19 protein-coding genes are annotated in these 17,746 nt (G+C 67.7%); 16 read left to right on the forward strand and 3 right to left on the reverse strand.

Annotated features, from left to right (window positions below):
- Positions 1–47 precede the first annotated feature (47 nt).
- The 10 genes from ACE3QW_RS20360 to ACE3QW_RS20405 all read left to right on the forward strand — a co-directional run bounded on the left by ACE3QW_RS20360 (position 48) and on the right by ACE3QW_RS20405 (position 11,394).
- On the forward strand, positions 48–1,325 hold the full coding sequence (locus ACE3QW_RS20360; RefSeq protein ID WP_374253609.1) for an amidohydrolase/deacetylase family metallohydrolase: 1,278 nt from the start codon (positions 48–50) through the stop codon (positions 1,323–1,325).
- On the forward strand, positions 1,322–2,185 hold the full coding sequence (locus ACE3QW_RS20365) for an alpha/beta hydrolase (protein WP_374253611.1): 864 nt from the start codon (positions 1,322–1,324) through the stop codon (positions 2,183–2,185). Before ACE3QW_RS20360 ends, ACE3QW_RS20365 begins: the two co-directional genes overlap by 4 nt.
- On the forward strand, positions 2,182–4,539 hold the full coding sequence (locus tag ACE3QW_RS20370; protein WP_374253612.1) for a xanthine dehydrogenase family protein molybdopterin-binding subunit: 2,358 nt from the start codon (positions 2,182–2,184) through the stop codon (positions 4,537–4,539). Before ACE3QW_RS20365 ends, ACE3QW_RS20370 begins: the two co-directional genes overlap by 4 nt.
- Positions 4,536–5,399, forward strand: coding sequence for a xanthine dehydrogenase family protein subunit M (locus ACE3QW_RS20375; protein WP_374253614.1), 864 nt, complete (start codon positions 4,536–4,538; stop codon positions 5,397–5,399). Before ACE3QW_RS20370 ends, ACE3QW_RS20375 begins: the two co-directional genes overlap by 4 nt.
- A complete protein-coding gene (locus tag ACE3QW_RS20380) occupies positions 5,396–6,610 on the forward strand; it encodes a 2Fe-2S iron-sulfur cluster-binding protein (protein WP_374253616.1) in 1,215 nt (404 codons plus the stop codon). The genes ACE3QW_RS20375 and ACE3QW_RS20380 overlap by 4 nt, the downstream gene beginning before the upstream one ends.
- Before the next feature lie 40 nt (positions 6,611–6,650).
- Positions 6,651–7,805 carry an ABC transporter substrate-binding protein gene (locus tag ACE3QW_RS20385; protein ID WP_029554947.1) on the forward strand — a complete coding sequence of 385 codons (1,155 nt, stop codon included), beginning with the start codon at positions 6,651–6,653 and terminating at the stop codon, positions 7,803–7,805.
- Positions 7,806–7,957: 152 nt separating this feature from the next.
- The gene (locus ACE3QW_RS20390) at positions 7,958–8,830 is read left to right on the forward strand and encodes a branched-chain amino acid ABC transporter permease (RefSeq protein WP_024278130.1); all 873 of its coding nucleotides are present in this window, start codon (positions 7,958–7,960) and stop codon (positions 8,828–8,830) included.
- On the forward strand, positions 8,827–9,876 hold the full coding sequence (locus tag ACE3QW_RS20395) for a branched-chain amino acid ABC transporter permease (protein ID WP_374253618.1): 1,050 nt from the start codon (positions 8,827–8,829) through the stop codon (positions 9,874–9,876). The genes ACE3QW_RS20390 and ACE3QW_RS20395 overlap by 4 nt, the downstream gene beginning before the upstream one ends.
- Positions 9,873–10,697, forward strand: a complete 825-nt coding sequence (locus ACE3QW_RS20400; protein WP_029554949.1) for an ABC transporter ATP-binding protein — start codon at positions 9,873–9,875, stop codon at positions 10,695–10,697. The genes ACE3QW_RS20395 and ACE3QW_RS20400 overlap by 4 nt, the downstream gene beginning before the upstream one ends.
- The gene (locus ACE3QW_RS20405; protein WP_024278127.1) at positions 10,690–11,394 is read left to right on the forward strand and encodes an ABC transporter ATP-binding protein; all 705 of its coding nucleotides are present in this window, start codon (positions 10,690–10,692) and stop codon (positions 11,392–11,394) included. The genes ACE3QW_RS20400 and ACE3QW_RS20405 overlap by 8 nt, the downstream gene beginning before the upstream one ends.
- A 61-nt stretch (positions 11,395–11,455) precedes the next feature.
- On the opposite strand, the gene ACE3QW_RS20410 is transcribed toward ACE3QW_RS20405, so the two are convergent.
- Positions 11,456–12,817 carry a UDP-N-acetylglucosamine-peptide N-acetylglucosaminyltransferase gene (locus ACE3QW_RS20410; RefSeq protein WP_374253620.1) on the reverse strand — a complete coding sequence of 454 codons (1,362 nt, stop codon included), beginning with the start codon at positions 12,815–12,817 and terminating at the stop codon, positions 11,456–11,458.
- A gap of 142 nt (positions 12,818–12,959) precedes the next feature.
- The gene (locus ACE3QW_RS20415; RefSeq protein ID WP_374253622.1) at positions 12,960–13,841 is read right to left on the reverse strand and encodes an N-formylglutamate amidohydrolase; all 882 of its coding nucleotides are present in this window, start codon (positions 13,839–13,841) and stop codon (positions 12,960–12,962) included.
- Between the two features lie 41 nt (positions 13,842–13,882).
- Here ACE3QW_RS20415 and ACE3QW_RS20420 point away from each other — a divergent pair, with 41 nt between their 5' ends.
- Both ACE3QW_RS20420 and rpsU read left to right on the forward strand, forming a co-directional pair.
- Positions 13,883–14,698: a transglutaminase family protein gene (locus ACE3QW_RS20420; RefSeq protein WP_029554953.1), complete on the forward strand. Its 816-nt coding sequence runs from the start codon at positions 13,883–13,885 to the stop codon at positions 14,696–14,698.
- A gap of 137 nt (positions 14,699–14,835) precedes the next feature.
- Positions 14,836–15,120 carry a 30S ribosomal protein S21 gene (rpsU, locus tag ACE3QW_RS20425; protein WP_024278123.1) on the forward strand — a complete coding sequence of 95 codons (285 nt, stop codon included), beginning with the start codon at positions 14,836–14,838 and terminating at the stop codon, positions 15,118–15,120.
- A gap of 54 nt (positions 15,121–15,174) precedes the next feature.
- On the opposite strand, the gene ACE3QW_RS20430 is transcribed toward rpsU, so the two are convergent.
- A complete protein-coding gene (locus ACE3QW_RS20430; RefSeq protein ID WP_029554954.1) occupies positions 15,175–15,474 on the reverse strand; it encodes a hypothetical protein in 300 nt (99 codons plus the stop codon).
- A 215-nt stretch (positions 15,475–15,689) separates the two neighbouring features.
- Between ACE3QW_RS20430 and ACE3QW_RS20435 the strand changes: the two genes are divergently transcribed.
- The 4 genes from ACE3QW_RS20435 to ACE3QW_RS20450 all read left to right on the forward strand — a co-directional run bounded on the left by ACE3QW_RS20435 (position 15,690) and on the right by ACE3QW_RS20450 (position 17,681).
- Positions 15,690–15,881 carry a hypothetical protein gene (locus ACE3QW_RS20435; RefSeq protein WP_024278121.1) on the forward strand — a complete coding sequence of 64 codons (192 nt, stop codon included), beginning with the start codon at positions 15,690–15,692 and terminating at the stop codon, positions 15,879–15,881.
- A gap of 214 nt (positions 15,882–16,095) precedes the next feature.
- On the forward strand, positions 16,096–16,305 hold the full coding sequence (locus ACE3QW_RS20440; RefSeq protein ID WP_024278120.1) for a cold-shock protein: 210 nt from the start codon (positions 16,096–16,098) through the stop codon (positions 16,303–16,305).
- 154 nt (positions 16,306–16,459) lie between these two features.
- Positions 16,460–16,666: a hypothetical protein gene (locus ACE3QW_RS20445; RefSeq protein WP_024278119.1), complete on the forward strand. Its 207-nt coding sequence runs from the start codon at positions 16,460–16,462 to the stop codon at positions 16,664–16,666.
- Between the two features lie 340 nt (positions 16,667–17,006).
- A complete protein-coding gene (locus ACE3QW_RS20450) occupies positions 17,007–17,681 on the forward strand; it encodes a L,D-transpeptidase family protein (protein WP_029554955.1) in 675 nt (224 codons plus the stop codon).
- Positions 17,682–17,746 lie beyond the last annotated feature (65 nt).

The raw sequence follows: 17,746 nt of genomic DNA on the forward strand, positions 1-17,746 counted from the left end.
TTTCCAAGGCGGTCCCGAGACCGCACATGCATGGACGGAGACCCCTGATGGCTGAACCCGCCGGCTACGATATCCTCCTCAAGGGCGGACATGTCATCTGCCCCGCCACCGGCATCAACGGCATCCGCGACGTGGCCGTCCGCGACGGGCGTATCGCCGCAGTGGAGGAGACGATCCTCCCGTCGAGCGCCACCGAGACCATCGACGTGTCCGGCAAGCTGGTGCTGCCGGGCATGATCGATACCCACGGCCATATCTACCAGTACGTGACCGGCCGCTTCGGCCTGAACCCGGACATGGTGGGCGTGCATTCCGGCGTCACCACGGTGATCGACCAGGGCGGCCCCTCCTGCATGACGCTGCCGGGCTTCCGCAAGTTCATCGTGGAGCCTTCCGACACCCGCATCTACGCCTTCCTCTCCGCCTATCTCGTGGGTGGCCTTGAGGGCCATTACTACCCCAACCTCTACAGCCCGGATTGCGTGGACATCGACGCCACCGTGCGCTCGGCCATCGCCAACCGCGACCTCGTGCGCGGCATCAAGGGCCACGCCGAGATCGGCGGCTTCGCCCGCTGGGGTATCAAGGTGATGGAAATGGCGGCGGAGATCGCCCGCCGCGCCGAAATCCCGCTCTATGTCCATTTCGGAACGCTCTGGGGCTTGCCGGAGAACGGCGCCAACGGCGAGGATGCCGACACGATCCTTGAGCGGGTCATCCCGCTTCTGAAGGAGGGCGACGTACTGGCCCATCCCTTCACCCGCCATCCCGGCGGCTTCGTGAACCAGCAGGGCGAGGTCCATCACGTCATCCAGGCGGCGCTCGACCGCGGGCTGAAGGTGGACGTGGGCCACGGCAGCCACTTCTCCTACCGCCTCGCGAAGAAGGCCATCGCCGCCGGCGTCGTGCCCCACACGCTGGGTGCCGACATGCACGGCTACAACACCCATGTCCCCGCCCCCGCCGGCACGCCGGAGGAGCATTATGACGACGAGAACCACCCCTTCAAGGGCCAGGCCCGCTTCAGCCTGACCCAGGCCATGAGCTCCATGATGGCGCTGGGCCTCTCGCTGGAACAGGTGGTGCCCATGGTCACGATCAATCCCGCGAAGATGATCGGCCTGACCGACCGCGTCGGCTCGCTCACCGTGGGCTATGCGGCCGACATCTCGGTGCTGGACGACAATCGCGGCCGCTTCCTGCTGCGCGACAACGAGGACACGAAGGTGGTGGCCGAGCGCCTGCTCACCCCCGCCTTCTGCCTGCGCGCCGGCAAGAAGTTCGATGCCGATGCCGTCATCCTGCCCCGGGCGGTGGCGGCGTGAGCCCGGCATCCGCACCCGTTCGGCCGGCTCCGCAGGAGGTCTGGGACACCCTGTCCCAGGCCGAGCGGGATGCGGCCTACAACAACAATGCCGCGGTGAAGGACAGCGCGGCATGGGTCGAGGCGCGCGACAAGGCGGCCCCGCTCTTCCGTGCCGCGACGCCCGCCCATCTGGACATTCCCTACGGCTCCGGCGCCCGGCAGAAGCTGGACATCTACCCCGGCACGCCGGGCGCGCCCTGCCTCGTCTTCATCCATGGCGGCTACTGGCAGCGCAACACGCGCGAGGCCTTCGCCCACTACGCGGAAGGCCTCCTCGCCCACGGCTGGTCCGTGGCGATGCCCAGCTACACGCTGGCGCCGCAGGCGCGCCTCGGCGCGATCGTTGACGAGATCGGCGCGGCGCTCGATCTCATCGCAAAGGACGGCGCCCTTTATGGCGTCACCGGCCCGGTGGTGGTCTCCGGCTGGTCGGCGGGCGCGCAGCTCGCAGTGATGCAGCTGGACCATCCCGCCGTTGCCGCCGGCCTCGCCATCTCCGGCGTCTATGAGCTGGCGCCGCTGCGCGACACTTTCCTCAACGCCGCGCTGGAACTGACGGACGCGGAAATCGCCGCCTGCTCGCCGCTGCGCCATGCGCCGTCGCCGAAGCCGCTGGCCATCGCCTACGGCACGGGGGAAGTGCCGGCGCTGGTGCACGATTCCCGCGCGCTGGCGGCAAAGCGCGTGGCCGCCCATGCGCCCGGCGCGTTGCTGCCCATCCTGGGCGCCAACCACTTCTCCATCCTCGACGAACTGCGCCGCCCCGACGGCCTTCTGGTGCGCGCGGCGCTCGACCTGATGCCGGGAGCCCACGCATGAGCGAACCCCGGTCTCAGGAAGGCGTCGGCGCCCGTCTTCCCCGCAAGGAAGACGATCGGCTGATGCGCGGGCGCGGCCAGTTCATCGCCGACATCCGCATGGCGGGGATGCAGGACGTGGCCTTCGTGCGCAGCCCGCTCGCCCATGCGCGCATCCGCGCCATCCATGTGCCGGAGGATCTGAAGGGCCGCGTCTTCACCGCCGCCGACCTCGACGGGGTGAAACCCATCCGCGCCGTCTCCGGCCTGCCCGGCTTCAAGGTCTCGGAACAGCCCGTGCTTGCCACCGGCAAGGTGCGGCAGGTGGGCGAGCTGATCGCCATGTGCGTCGCCGACACCCGCGCCGAGGCCGAGGACATGGCCGCCCGCGTGGAACTCGACCTGGAAGAGCTGCCCGCGCTCCACGACATGCTGGACGCCCGCAAGCCCGGCGCGACGCTGGTGCATGAGCACTGGGGCGACAACGTCTTTCTCGAAAGCCTCGTGAACATCAACATCGAGGCCGCCTTCCACGCGCCGGTGAAGGTGTCGCGCACCATCTCCACAGCCCGCCAGTGCATGGCGCCCATCGAGGGGCGCGGCACGGTGGTGCATTTCGATCACCGCACCGACCAGCTGGTGGTGCACACCGCCAGCCAGATGCCGCACATCGTCCGCTCGGGCCTCTCCGAATGCCTCGGGCTGGAAGAGGGGCAGATCCGCATCATTTCCCCGGATGTGGGCGGCGGCTTCGGCTACAAAGCCATCCTGCTCAGCGAGGACGTCTGCCTCGGCTGGCTCACGCGGAAGATCGGCCGGCCGGTGCGCTGGCTGGAGGACCGCCGCGAGCACCTGACCGCCAGTGCGAACTGCCGCGAGCATCATTACGAGATCACGCTCTATGCCGAGCGCGACGGCACGCTGCGCGGCATCGATTGCGAGGCGAGCGTGGATAGCGGCGCCTATTCCGCCTACCCCTTCTCCGCGTGCCTCGAAGCCGCGCAGGTGGCGAGCATCCTGCCCGGCCCCTACGATTTCCCGTCCTATCGCTGCCGCACCTGGTCGGTCGCCACCAACAAGTGCCCGATCCTGCCCTATCGCGGCGTGGCGCGCACCGGCGTGTGCTTCGCGCTGGAAGTGGCGCTGGATGCGCTCGCCGCTGAGTTGGGCCTCGCCCCGGAAGTGGTGCGGCTGAAGAACCTCGTGCGGCCGGAGCAGATGCCGTTCGACAACATCACCAACAAGCATTTCGACAGCGGCAACTATCCGGAGGCGCTGCGGCAGGCGCTGGATGCCATCAAGGCCGATGCGGTTCGCAAGCGCCAGCTCGCGGGGGAGCCGGACGGCCGCCGCATCGGCCTTGGCCTCTCCATCTATTGCGAGCAGGCGGCCCACGGCACTTCGGTCTATTCCGGCTGGGGCATCCCCATGGTGCCGGGCCATGAGCAGGCCGGCGCACGCCTCACGCCCGATGGCGGGCTGGAACTGCGCATCGGCGCTCATTCCCACGGCCAGGGGCTGGAGACGACGCTGGCGCAGGTGGCGCACGAAATCCTTGGAATGCCCGTCGCCCGCACCCGCCTCGTGCATGGCGATACGGCCATGACGCCCTATTCCACCGGCAGCTGGGGCTCGCGGGTGATGGTGATGGCCGGCGGCGCCGTGGCGACGGCCTGCACCGAACTCGCCGAGCGCATCCGCCGCATCGGCGCGCACATGCTTCAGGCGCGGCCCGAGGACGTGCGGCTCGAAGCCGGTCGCGTCATCGGCCCGTCGGGGGACGTGACCATCCAGCAGGTGGCGCACACTTGGTATCGCCGCCCGCAGGACCTGCCGGCGGACGTGGACCCGCACGGCCTTGAAGTCACCGCCGGCTACAAGCCGGTGCGCGACAGCGGCACCTTCAGCTACGCCGCCCATGCGGTGGTCGTCGCGGTGGACCCGGACCTCGGCGAGGTGGAAATCCTCGATTACGCCATCGTGGAAGACGGCGGCACGCTGGTGAACCCCATGGTGGTGGATGGCCAGATCATCGGCGGCCTCGCCCAGGGCATCGGCACCGCGCTCTATGAGGAGATGGCGTTCGATGCCTCCGGCCAGCCGCTGGCCTCGACATTGGCGGACTATCTGCTGCCCGGCGCGCCGGAAGTGCCCATGCCCTTCATCGGCCATATGGAAACGCCTTCGCCCTATACCAAGTTCGGCGTGAAGGGCATCGGCGAGGGCGGGGCCATCGCGCCGCCTGCCGCCATCGCCAACGCCATCAACGACGCGCTGCGCCCGCTGGGCGCCGAGATGCTGCGCGCACCCGTGACGCCCCGGCGCATCGTGGAACACGTGCTGGCGGTGCGCGCCGGCGAAAGGAGCGCGGCATGAAGCCCGAACCCTTCCGCATCGAGCGCCCACGCACCATCGCCGACGCTGTCGCGCTCCTCGCCTCGGGCGGAGACGGCGCGAAGGTCATGGCCGGGGGCCAGTCCCTCGGCCCCATGCTCAATCTGCGCCTCGCGACGCCCGACCTCATCGTCGATCTCTCCGGCATCGACGATCTGCGCACCGTGCGCGAAGAGGCCGGGCACATCATCTATGGCGCCCTCGTCACCCACGCGGACGTGGAGGACGGTCGCGCGCCCGACGTGGGCGCGAACATCCTGCGGCGCGTGGCCGGCGGCATCGCCTACCGCGCTGTGCGCAACCGCGGCACCATGGGCGGCAGCCTTTCCCATGCCGATCCGGCCGCAGACTGGGTGAACGCCCTGTCCGTGCTCGGTGCCGAAGTTGAGATCGCGGGCCCGGCCGGCGCGCGCCGGCTTCCCATGGGCGCCTTCCTCGCCGGGGCGCTCGCGACGGCGCTGGAGCCGGGCGAAATCCTCGTCGCCGCGCGGGTGCCGAAGGTGCCTGCCACCGCGCGCTTCGGCTATGTGAAGCACTGCCGCAAGGTGGGTGAGTTCGCCCACGCCATCGGCGCCGTGCTGATCGATCCCGCCACCGGCACCGGCCGCGCGCTGATGGGCGCCATCGACGCGCCGCCCCTCGTCTTCGCCGATGCCGCGCCGCTCTTCGGCGGCCGGATCGATGCCGGCTTCGCCGCCCGCTTCGACGCATCCGCCGCCAATGCCGCGATCGTCGCCGCCGGCCTGACGGACGCGGTGGACCGCCATGTGCATGTGGAGGTGCTGCGCCGCGCCGCCACGCAGGCCGCCAGCCTCTTCACCGACACGCGGAGCGCCGCATGACCGCTTCGCCAAGGCCCGAGACAATCGCCATGGGCGCGTCCCGCATGATTTCGCTGACCCTCAACGGCCGCCCCGTGACGGCCGAGGCGGAGGGGCGCACCAACCTCGCCGATTTCGTGCGCGACACGCTGAACCTCACCGGCACCCATCTCGGCTGCGAGCATGGCGTGTGCGGCGCCTGCACCATCCTCGTGGACGGTGAGCCGGCGCGTGCGTGCCTCTCCTTCGCCGGCGCCTGCCAGGGGGCGGATGTCGTCACCATCGAGGGGCTGGACGACGATCCCGTCACCGCCGAGCTGCGCGCCGCCTTCAATCGCGAGCACGCGCTCCAGTGCGGCTTCTGCACGCCGGGGATGCTCGTCTCGGCCCGCGACCTGGTGCTGCGCCTTCCGGAAGCGGACGAGACGCGCATCCGCCTCGGCCTCGCCGGCAATCTCTGCCGCTGCACCGGCTATGCGGGCATCGTGAAGGCGGTGGCCTCCGTCATATCAGCGCGTCGGGCGCAGGGCATCGGCCCGCTGACCGCCGAGCGGCCTCTCGGCCCGGTGGGCGCGCGGGCTGGCGGCGCGGTTTCCGCCGCTTTGCCGACCACCGTCGCGACCGCAGCGGCGCCCTCGGCAACCACCACCGCTCTCGCCGAGGATTTTACCCCCGCCCACAGCTTCGAGCAGAGCTTCCAGGTGCCCTTCCCGCCCGCCGAGGTGTTCGCCTTTTTCGGCCGCATCGAGGAGGTCGCCGCCTGCCTGCCCGGCGCGGTCATCGACGCCATGCCCTCGCCGGAAAACGTGCAGGGCGGGATGCGGGTGAAGCTCGGCCCCATCGCCACCACCTTTCGTGGCAGCGCCCGCATCGGCCGCGACGACGCGACGAAGAGCGGCACCATCCATGGCGCGGGGGCCGACGGGCGCTCGCGCACGGAAGGCCTCATCCGCTATCGCGTGACGGACGGCGCAACACCCGGCACCGCCCGCGTGGTGCTCGACGTGGGTTACACGCTGAAGGGGCCGCTCGCCCAGTTCGGCCGCCCCGGCCTCGTGCGCGAGGTGGCGGGCCGTCTCATCGCCGAGTTTGCAGCCAACCTCGAGGCCCGCCTCGGCGGCACGCAGCCCTCGCCAACGCAGGCGCGCGGACTCGACCCGCTCAAGCTTCTCATCTCGCTCGTTTCCGATCGCATCGGCCGCCTGTGGCGCCGTGGCGGTCCCACTTCTTGACCCTGACTGCCCTTCTCGAGACTGGAGACCAACCATGTTGATGTCACGCCGGACGACACTCGCCGCTCTCGCCTTCAGCCTCCTTGCCGGCACGGCCTTCGCCGCCGACACCATCAAGATCGGCGTCAACGAGCCCCTCACCGGCGCCTTTGCGGCCTCCGGCACCTATGTGGTGAACGGCGCCAAGATCGCCGCCGACGAGATCAACGCCAAGGGCGGCATTCTCGGCAAGAAGGTCGAGCTGGTCATTGAGGACAACAAGAGCAACCCGACCGAGGCCGCCTCGGTGGCGGAAAAGCTCATCACCTCCGACAAGGTGCCGGTGCTGATGGGCGCCTGGGGCTCCTCGCTGACGCTGGCCACCATGCCGAAGCTGGAGGAATACTCCGTGCCCATGCTGGTGGAGACCTCCTCCTCCGGCAAGATCACCACCTCCGGCAACCCCTTCATCTTCCGCATCTCGCCGCCCTCCTCCGTGGAGGCCGAGGCGTTCGAGCCCAGCGTCAAGAAGCTCGGCCTGAAGAAGGTGGACTTCCTCGTCATCAACAACGACTGGGGCCGCGGCGCCGCCGCCGACTTCTCCAAGATGCTGAAGGCCAACGGCGTCGAGGTCGGCCTCGTGGAGACCATGGACCAGTCGGCCCAGGACATGAGCGCCCAGCTCGCCAAGCTGAAGGCCTCCGACGCCGACACCATCATGGTGACGAGCGCCGTGGATCAGCTCACCCTCCTGTTCAAGCAGATGGCGGCCCTTGGCCTCAAGAAGCGCATCATCACCACCGGCGGCTCGCAGAACCCGGACCAGATCATCGCCCAGGCCGGCGCTGCGGCGGACGGCACCATGCACCTCACCACCTTCCTGCCCTGGTGGCCGGAGAAGACCCCGAACCCCGAAGCCACCGCCTACTTCCTCAGCGAGTGGAAGAAGCGCGGCTTCGACTTCGCCGGCGCCACCGAGAGCTTCCGTGGCTATGACGGCATCCGCACGGTCGCGGCCGCCATCGCGGCGGGCGGCGGCACCGATCCCGCCTCCATCCAGAAGGGCTTCTGGAAGGTGGACTTCAAGGGCCTCAACGGCCCCATCAAGTTCAACAAGAGCGGCCCCGCCGGCAAGGAGAGCGGCCAGTCCAAGCCCAACGTCTACATCATCGAGATTTCCGGCGGAAAGGTGAACCAGGTTCAGCTCGGCGGCTGATCTGGCGCCTCGCGCATTCCCCCGCCTTCCGGCGGGGGTGTCGGGGTGAAGGCGGGCGCGCGGGGCCGACTGCCCGGCCACGCCGCCCGCCCTCACCCCGCTCTCGCCGAGCGGACATGCTTCAGCCCCGAACGCCAGACCGGACAGGCCAGATGGACCAATTGCTGCAACACATCTTCAACGCGCTGGTGCTCGGCGGCACCTATGCGCTGCTGGGCATCGGCCTCACCTTGATCTTCGGCATCATGAACGTGGTGAACTTCACCCATGGTGCCCTCTACACCTTCGGCGGCTACGCCATGTATCTGGCGGCCGTGGCGCTGGGGCTGAACTTCTTCGTCGCGCTGCCGGTGGCCCTCGTGGCGGGCCTCCTGGTCGGCGCGTTCATCGAATTCACTTTGCTGCGGCCGCTGCGGCGCTCAGACATCGACACCACCATGCTGGTGATGATCGGTGCCGGCATCATCATGCAGTCGGGCACGCTCTGGATCTTCGGCGGCGTCGCCAAGGCCGTGCCGACGCCCTTCCCGGCGCAGCCGCTCACCTTCGGGCCGGTGTCGCTCTCCTACGTGAACCTGTTCGTGCTGTGCGCGGCGGTGGCGCTCATCGCCATCACCTATTTCACCATCAACGGCACCAAGCTCGGCCGCGCCATGCGCGCCACCTTCCAGGACCACGACACGGCGTCTCTCATGGGCGTCAACGTTTCCCTCATCTACACCGCCACCTTCGCCATCGGCTCGGCGCTGGCATCGGCGGCGGGCGCGCTGCTCGGGCCGGTCTATGTGGTGACGCCGCAGATGGGCGACCTCGCCGCGGTGAAGGCCTTCGCCATCGTCATTCTCGGCGGCCTCGGCTCCATCTCGGGCGCCACCATCGGCGGCTTCATCCTCGCCTTCGCCGAGGAGCTGGGCGCCGGCTACATCTCCTCGGGATATCGCGACGCCATGGGCTTCCTCATCATCATCGCGGTTCTGCTGGTGAAGCCCACCGGCCTGTTCGCGCGTGCGGAGCGGATCGGATGACGCGCTTCATCGCCCCCCTCTTCCTCGTCGTCTTCGCCCTGCTGCCGCTCGGCCTGACCGACCCCTATCTGCTGAATGCCCTCATCATCACGGGCATCCTCACCATCTGCGCCATGAGCCTCAACCTACTGCTCGGCTTCACCGGGCAGCTCAGCCTCGGGCACGTGGCCTTCTTCGGCATCGGCGCCTATGTGAGCGCGCTCACCGCGCTGGGCTTCGACGTGAGCCTGCCCTTCGGCCTGCGCGTGACCCACGAGGGCGGCGCGCCGCTCCTCGGCTTCCTGCTCGCCATCCTGATCACGGGGCTCGCCGGCTACCTCATCGGCCGGCTGTCGTTCCGGGTGCGCGGCGCCTATTTCGTCATCGTCACCATCTCGTTCGCCGAGGTGGTGCGGCTCGTCGCGCTGAACTGGGTGGAGCTGACGCAGGGCCCCCTCGCCCTCACCGCCATTCCCAACATGGTGCTGCCGGTGCCGGGCCTCGGCGACATGGCGCTGCGCTCCAAGATGCAGAACTATTATCTGGTGCTGGCGGTGGCGGTGGCGAGCTATCTCCTCATCGCGCGGCTCGTCGCCTCGCGCTTCGGCCGGGCCATGCGGGGGCTGAAGGAGAACGAATCCCTCGCTTTGTCCCTCGGCATCAACGCGACGCGCACGCTCACCGTCGCGGCCACCATTTCCGCCGCCATGGCGGGTGCGGCGGGCAGCCTTTATGCCCACTACATCCGCATCATCGATCCGGACGTGTTCCTGTTCTCCTACACCGTCACCATGGTCATCATGGTGGTGTCCGGCGGAAAGGGCACGCTGGCGGGGCCGCTGGTGGGCGGCATCCTGTTCGGCCTGCTGCCCGTGGCGCTGCGCCCGGTGATGGCTCCGGAAGCCCAGTGGATCGTCTACGGCGCCATCCTCATCGCCATCCTGTTCCTCATGCCGCGCGGCATCGTGCCGGCATTGGAAGGCCTCGGCGAACGCATCGCCGCCCGCCGCAAGGCCGGCGACAAGCCGACGGACGTGATGCCTGCCAAGATGGGAGCGAACCCATGAGCACGACGCGTGGCAACGCCATCCTGAACGTGGAGCATGTGGGCATGAAGTTCGGCGGCCTCACGGCCATCGCCGACCTGCATTTCGACGTGCAAGAGGGCGAGATCCTCAGCCTCATCGGCCCCAACGGCGCTGGCAAGACCACCGCCTTCAACATCATGACCGGCTTCCTCAAGCCCACGCAGGGCCGGGTGCTGTTTCGGGGCCGCGACCTCTCGCAGACGCGGCCCAACGAGATCGCCCGCCTGGGCCTTGCCCGCACCTTCCAGCGCACCAGCGTGTTCGCCGACGATACGGTGCGCGACAACGTGCTCATCGGCCTGCACCGCCACGGCGACGACACGCGCGCGGCGGCCCTCCTCGACCGCCTGTTCCCCACCCCCGCGGCACGACGGGCGGAGAATGCGGTGCGCGAGCGGGCGGACGCCATCATCGACATGGTGGGCCTCACCGCCCGCGCCGGCGACAAGGCGGGGTCCCTCTCCTATGGCGAGCAGCGGCTCGTGGGCTTCGCGCTGGCGCTGGCCGTGGAGCCGAAAATGCTGCTGCTGGACGAGCCGGTCTCCGGCATGAATGCCTCGGAGACGCAGGGCTTCGTGCGCCTCATCCGCAAGGTGCGGGACGAGGGCGTCACCATCCTCCTCGTGGAGCACGACATGCCCATGGTGATGGAGGTCTCCGACCGCATCGTCTGCCTCAACTACGGCCGGCTGATCGCGGAAGGGCCGCCCGAGGCCATCCGCACCGATCCCAAAGTCATCGAGGCCTATCTCGGCAAGAGCGCCGCGAAGCTGGAGCAGCGGGAGGTGGCCCATGCTTGAGATTTCCGATCTCGTCTGCGGCTACGGCCAAGTGGCGGCGCTCCGGGGCATCTCGCTCAGCGTCGGCGAAGGGCAATTGGTGGCGCTGGTGGGCGCCAACGGCGCGGGAAAATCCACGACACTGCGCACCATCTCCGGCCTCGTGCCGGCGCGCGCCGGCTCCATCCGCCTTCAGGGCGACGACGTGACCCGCGCCGGGCCGCAGAAGATGCTGAAGCTCGGCGTCGCCCACTGCCCGGAAGGCCGGCGGGTGTTCCCGCACATGAGCGTTTCGGAAAACCTCGCCATGGGCGCCTATCTGCGCGCCAGCGATGCCGGGCTGAAGGCGGATTACGAGCGCATCTATACGAGCTTTCCCCGTCTCGCCGAGCGCCGCCACCAGATGGCCGGCACCCTTTCCGGCGGCGAGCAGCAGATGCTGGCCATCGGCCGCGCGCTCATGTCGAGGCCCCGCCTCGTCCTGTTCGACGAGCCGTCGCTCGGGCTGGCGCCGAACATCGTGGAGCAGATGTTCGCCATCATCGGTTCCATCCGCGACGCCGGCACCACCGTGCTCCTGGTGGAGCAGAACGCCTTCGCCGCGCTGGAACTGTGCGACTACGCCTATCTGCTGGAGGCCGGACGTATCGTCATGTCCGGCAAGGGCGCGGATCTGATCGACGACCCGCACGTGCGGGCGGCGTATCTGGGAAGCTGACGCCGGCATCCCGCCCCGCCGGGCGCGTCCGAACGCGGCAAGCGCATGGAGTTCGCCGCGGTCAGGGCGCGGACGCACCGATTGTTGCGGGTTGCAGCCGATCGCGGTGGCGGACGATCATCGCCCGGTAGAGGCCTTCGAGGGCGAGGGTGTAGGCCGACACGTCGAACAGAGGCGTCGCCAGCCGGTTGGCGTCCAGCCGTGCCTTGAGGGTCGCGAGGCGGCCGGGCTCCGTGGCGATGCCGTAGGCTAACTCGAAATAGCCGGCATGGTCCTCGGCGACCAGCTCGCCGAGACCGACCGCGTGCAGGATGGAGCCCGCCACCCGCGACGGAAAGGTTTCCCCCGGACAAGTCACGATCGGCACGCCGGCCCAGAGCGCGTCGCTCGCCGTGGTGTGCGCATTGAATGGCGCAGTATCGAGCATCAGGTCGGCGAGCTGGAGCCGGGCGAGATGGGCCGCCTGTGGCAGGTTTGCGCCAAAAACCAGCCGCCGCGCATCCACGCCATGGCGGATTGCCTCCGAACGGAGGTTGCCGGCGGCATGGGGATGGTCGAGCAGCCACAACACGCTGTCGGGCACCAGGGCGAGCAGCCGGCACCAGATTGCGAAGATGTCGGGGGAGATCTTGTAGGGCTGGTTGAAGCAGCAGAAGACGAAGCCCTCCTCCGGCAACCCGACCTCCCGCCGCCCCGGCCTGCTGCCGGGAGGCGTCCGCCGGCCGTGGGGGTGATAGGTGTGCGGCATGTAGGCCAGTGCCTCGGCATAATCCGGGGCGCTGGCGGCGGGCGTGAGAAAGCGGTCGGTGATGAGGTAGTCGCACATCCCCGCGCCCATGGTGCCGGGATAGCCGAGATAATTCACGATGATCGGCGCCGGCCGCAGGAGGACGATGCCGCTGCGCGCCCCTGACGTGAACCCCTTCAGATCAATGAGAATGTCCACGCCGTCGGCATGGATGCGCGTCGCCGCAGCCTGGTCGTCCATGTCCGAGATGTCGATGAAATGGTCGCAGGCGGCCATGGTCCGGCGGCGCATGGATTGGCCGTCATCCGCGCCGAAAGAATAGGCAAGCACCTCGAAATCCGCACCGGCATGGGCCTCCAGCACCTCGATCAGAAGGTGGGCGGTGGCGTGTTCCTGAAAATCGTTGGAGAGATAACCGAGGCGCATTTTCCGGCCGCGCCCGTCATCGAAGGCATAGCGCAGCCCGGAATCTGCCGTCCTGGCCGCCGTCCGGCGCGCACGGGTCCACAATTCCGAACACGCCCGCTGCTGCTTCGCGCTCACGCCGGGCGTGGACAGAAGATGAAAGGGCGGCAGCAGGTGATCGCCATCGCCGGCGAGCATTACGCCGATGGCGATGTCTTCGGGCGCGAGATCGTCCCATTCGCAGACGCTGCGCTGCCGCACCGTGGCCATGTTCACACTTCCCGTTCGCGCCTATGGCCTGCGCAGGACAGCGACGGCCATCTGAAGTGCCGAGCGGAGGAAGTCAGCCTCGATCTCGAAAGTCAGACCCCATTGGCAAGCAAGGATCGCGCCGCCGGAGGGGAGCTGGAGGCTAATCCTGAAGCAGCGCCGTGCGGTCCGCGCCCAATTCTCCCGTCTCCTCGAGCCGCGCGGCAGCGGCGACGAACAACGGTGCGAGCCGCTCGGCCCATTGCCGCTGGCCTTCCGGCCGGCCGACGAGATCCTGCCGGATCTCGATGCCCACATGGGGAATGCCGCGCCGCTCGCCGTGCTCCGGGATAGTCCAGTCCGTCGCCTCGCTCACCGCATACGGCTCGTTGTCTCCCACCGTGAGCGCGGCATCGGCGCGCAGCAGGGGGAGGAGCGCCCGCGCGAAGCGGCTGTCGCGATGATAGAGCAGGCCGGCGTGCCACGGCCGCACGAAGCCGGCGAAAACCGGCGTGAAACTGTGCATGGCGAGGAGGATGGCCGGTGCGCCTGCGGCCTGCCGCCGGTCGAGTTCGGTCGCGATGCGCGCGTGATACGGCAGGAAGATCCCGGCCTCGCGTGCTCGGCGCTCCGCCGCGCCGATCCCCTGATTGCCGGGAACGGGCGACGCATCACTCTCCGCCGGGATGGACTGCGCGGCGCCCAGTGGCCGGTTGCAGTCGATCAGCAGGCGAGAATAATTCTGTTGAATGAGCGTGGCATCGAGTAATTCTGAAAGCGCGTGGCAAACGCCGGCAATGCCGATGTCCCACGCGATATGGCGCTCGCGGTCCACCGCCGGGAGGCCCAGCGTTCCGACCGAGCGGGGCAGCCTGTTTCCCGCGTGATCCGAGACGATAAGGAACGCGGAACGCCCTTCGGGATTTATCACAGTGACCGGCGGAATGTCGTCCGCCGTCAGTAAGGAAACAGGCGCGCTCACGTCAGGACCTTTCCGGCACGGGCCACGCACCTGACGCGACAGCCCCGAGGCTGCGCGCACCATAACCGATCTGCGGGCCATGTCCGCACAGAGCTGAGGCCCAGATGCTGATTCACGCCGGCTACGAAATTACCTACGGCTGCCCGCAGCCGACACCCATGATTCTCACCCTGAGTGTCCATCCCTCCCGGATCACCGATCTCCTGAATCCGGACCGGGTGATGTTCGACCCGCCCATTCCCGCCAACACCTATCACGACAGCTTCGGCAATTTCTGCCACGTCATCTCCGCCCCCGCCGGCGGGCTCACCATGCGCACGGACTTCAAGATCCGCGATAGTGGGCTGCCCGACGTCGTGGTACCCGACGCGCCCCAGCATGCCCTCGGCGACCTGCCGGTGGACGTGCTCCTCTTCCTTCTGGGGAGCCGCTATTGCGAGACCGATCGCCTGAGCGCGTTCGCCTGGTCGCAGTTCGGCCACCTGCCCAAGGGTTGGCCGCTGGTGCAGGCGATCTGCGATTTCGTCCACGGCCACATCGTCTTCAACTATGCCCACGCCAGCCCGCTGAAGACCGCCTTCGACGCCTACACCAGCCGGCAGGGCGTGTGCCGCGACTTTGCCCATCTCGCCGTCACTTTGTGCCGGTGCATGAACATCCCGGCCCGGTATTGCACCGGCTATCTCGGCGACTTCGGGGTTCCCGCCGATCCGGCGCCCATGGACTTCAGCGCCTGGTTCGAGGTCTATCTCGGCGGGCGGTGGTACACGTTCGACGCCCGGCACAACACGCCGCGCATCGGCCGCATCCTGATGGCGCGGGGGCGGGACGCGACCGATGTGGCGCTCGTGACATCCTTTGGCCCGTCGACGCTCACCTCCTTCAAGGTGTTGACCGTCGAAGCCCCGGAAGCCCCGTGAGGCGATGACGCAATCGGGCGCATCGCTTTAGCGGCCATATCGCTCTACACTCACCACACACCGGCCACGGCCGGCATCCGGGCGAGCGGTCAGACATCTGGCCGGGGACCCGGGACGACCTTCAGATTGGATATCTTTTGCAGGTTCTCGTCAGAGACAACAATGTTGAGCAGGCCCTCAAGGTTCTCAAGAAGCGCATGCAACGCGAGGGCGTTTTCCGGGAGATGAAGCAGCGCCGGGCCTATGAGAAGCCTTCCGAGCGCAAGGCGCGCGAGCATGACGAGGCGATCCGCCGGCATCGCAAGGCCGCCCGGAAGAAGGCCCAGTGGGAAGGCCTGATCGCCGCCCCCAAGCGCCGCGTCCGGCCCACCAACGCCCGCGGCCCGGCACCCGGCACCACGCCGACCTTCACCGGCCGCTGATCCCTGCAGCCGTCAGAGGGCCGGGGGCACATTGCCCCGGCCCCTCGACCGCGTTCAGTAGAACGGCCGCGCGAGGCTGGCGGAGGCGAGGAGCTTGCCTTCGGCGTCGATGGCTTCAACGGTCCAGGTGTAGATCCCACCGACGCAAGGCGACCGGTAGGAGACAGCGCCCTTGGGGATGGCTCCGCGAGCGGGAAGCTGCACGTCGGCCCCGCCAAGCTCACGTCCGCTGGGCCCCATCAGCGCAAACCGCAGCCGTGCCGTCCCGGACGGGACATTATCCACCTGGAATTCCGGGCTGCTTGGCCGCGGCGCGCACAGGGTCGTTCCGATCCATGTGAAATCCAGTGTCATGACGGGGGAGTTCGCCCAAGCGGGTGATGCACCTGCCCAGAGGAGGCAGATCAAGACGCACGCTTTTTTCATGGCAGCTCCTTCGGTCTCGGCATCGAAACCGTTTCAATCCTATCATGAACATGCTCGGACGAGTGATTAAAACTGTCCGATAAATCTCTCATCTGAACGAGAATTGAGCACGCCTGGGCGAGAAAGTGTGCTAAAGGAAAAGCATGGTTACGAAATTTAACGCCAATGGCTGGGTTGAGTTCATTGCGGGCTTCCGATCGCCGCAAGGGCGGTTCCAGATCGTCCGCATCATGCCTCAGGACAAGGGCGAGCCGAGCTATCGCGTGAAGGGCGAGAACGAGGCGTTCGAGCGCATCGCTCGCGAATCCGAACTTCGCCATCCCGGGGAAATATAGGCGGAGAAATAGAGGCGGCGAACAGAGAAGCTGGCCGGACATAAATCCAGGCCTTGCTATCAACACAATAGCCCCCTATGTTCCGTTTGTCTGAATTTGACGGCTGATTTTCTGACGCCAAGCCGCGTCTGACGATACCTCCCTTCAATTTCTAACTCTTGTTCTGCTCGACCTCTCGGGCGGAACTCCTACGCGCGATTGAAAGGAAATCGTCATGAATATCGGCACCGTGAAGTGGTTCAACGCCACCAAGGGCTTCGGCTTCATCCAGCCCGACAACGGCGGCGCGGATGTGTTCGTGCATATCTCGGCCGTCGAGCGCGCTGGAATGCAGGGCCTCGCCGAAGGCCAGAAGCTCCAGTTCGACATCGTCCGGGACAACAAGTCCGGAAAGAATTCGGCCGGGAATCTCCAGGCCGCGTGACATTGCTCCGGCGGACCACGGATGTACTGGCCGCTGGACTAATGCATCATGAATTCAAGAAAGGCTCCGCCTGAACAGGCGGGGCCTTTTTCTTTATCCATTTTTCTCAAATCTTAGTTCTCGGGCTTCGACCCGGATCATGATATCCTTCGGAATGACCCCAATCACGACACATCAGAACACGCTCTCCAGCGCCGAGAGCCGCCGCCAGCTGGACGAATCCATCGAGCGGGCCATGGAGCGCAACAAGGGCGAACTGGAAGCGGTGCGCGAGAAGAGCGCGCGGCTTCGGGCCCTGCGCGAGGCCAGCGAACGGGAAGCTCCCGCCGCGCCGCCGCCCAAGCGCCGCCGCAAGGCCTGAAGCAGGAAGACCTGAAGCAGCAAGACCTGAAGCAGCAAGACCCGCCAAAGCTCGGGGCAAGGCCCGTGATCCCCGCCGGCGGTGCGCCGCGGCATCCGGGACGGCGACGGGCATAATTGCCGCACCTCACGCTTGGACACCCTCTCCCCGCCCCCGTCGCAGCTTGGCTGAAACGGCGCCGATGCTGGCGTCTCTGGTGCATGGCTGCCCTGCCTGGCGAAGGCTGCCGCTTGCCAGCCGCGCCGCTTGGCGGCAAAGTCCGCGCCGAAAAATGCTTAACGGTTGCGTCTGGTGCGCACACACCGTCGGCAACGGGATCAAGGGACACTGCGAGATCATCATGAGGGACGAAGTTGCCATGTCCGGGCTCGGGTCCGGCGCTCTCAGCCGCCGCTCTTTCCTGCTCGGCTCTGCCCTCGGCATCGGCGCGCTCGGGCTGGCCGGCTGCTCGTCGGATGTCATGAGCCTTGCCGAGGCGCAGAAGCTCTATGGGCCGATGCCCAACGAGAAATTCCCGATTCCCGCGCCGGACATCAGCAAGGTCAACCCCAAATATTACCGCCGGACCGTCGCTTACGAGAGCAATGAAGCGCCCGGCACGATCATCGTCGATCCCAGCAATTATTACGTCTACCGCGTCGAGGGCGAGGGCAAGGCCACCCGCTACGGCGCCAATGTGGGCCGCGCCGGCTTCCTGTGGAGCGGCGACGCCTATGTGGGGCGCAAGGGCGAGTGGGCGGTCTGGACCCCGCCCAAGGAGATGATCAAGCGCCAGCCCGAAGCGGCCAAATGGGCCAACGGCATGCCGGGCGGCCTGGAAAATCCCCTCGGCGCGCGCACGCTCTACCTCTACCAGAACGGGCAGTATACGCTCTACACGATCTATGCGAGCAGCGACCCCGAGTCGATCGGCACCGGCGTCACCAGCGGCTGCGTGGGCCTGCTCAGCCAGGACATGATCGACCTCTACGAAAAGACGCCGGTCAAGACCAAGGTCGTCGTCATGCCGGCCTGACGCTGAGGCAAGCTCAAAGCCCCAGCTTCAGCCTCCACAGCGCCCCCTGTGGCACGGCGTCGAAA

It is taken from the genome of Xanthobacter sp., from assembly GCF_041911315.1.
Classification (GTDB): Bacteria; Pseudomonadota; Alphaproteobacteria; order Rhizobiales; family Xanthobacteraceae; genus Xanthobacter; species Xanthobacter aminoxidans.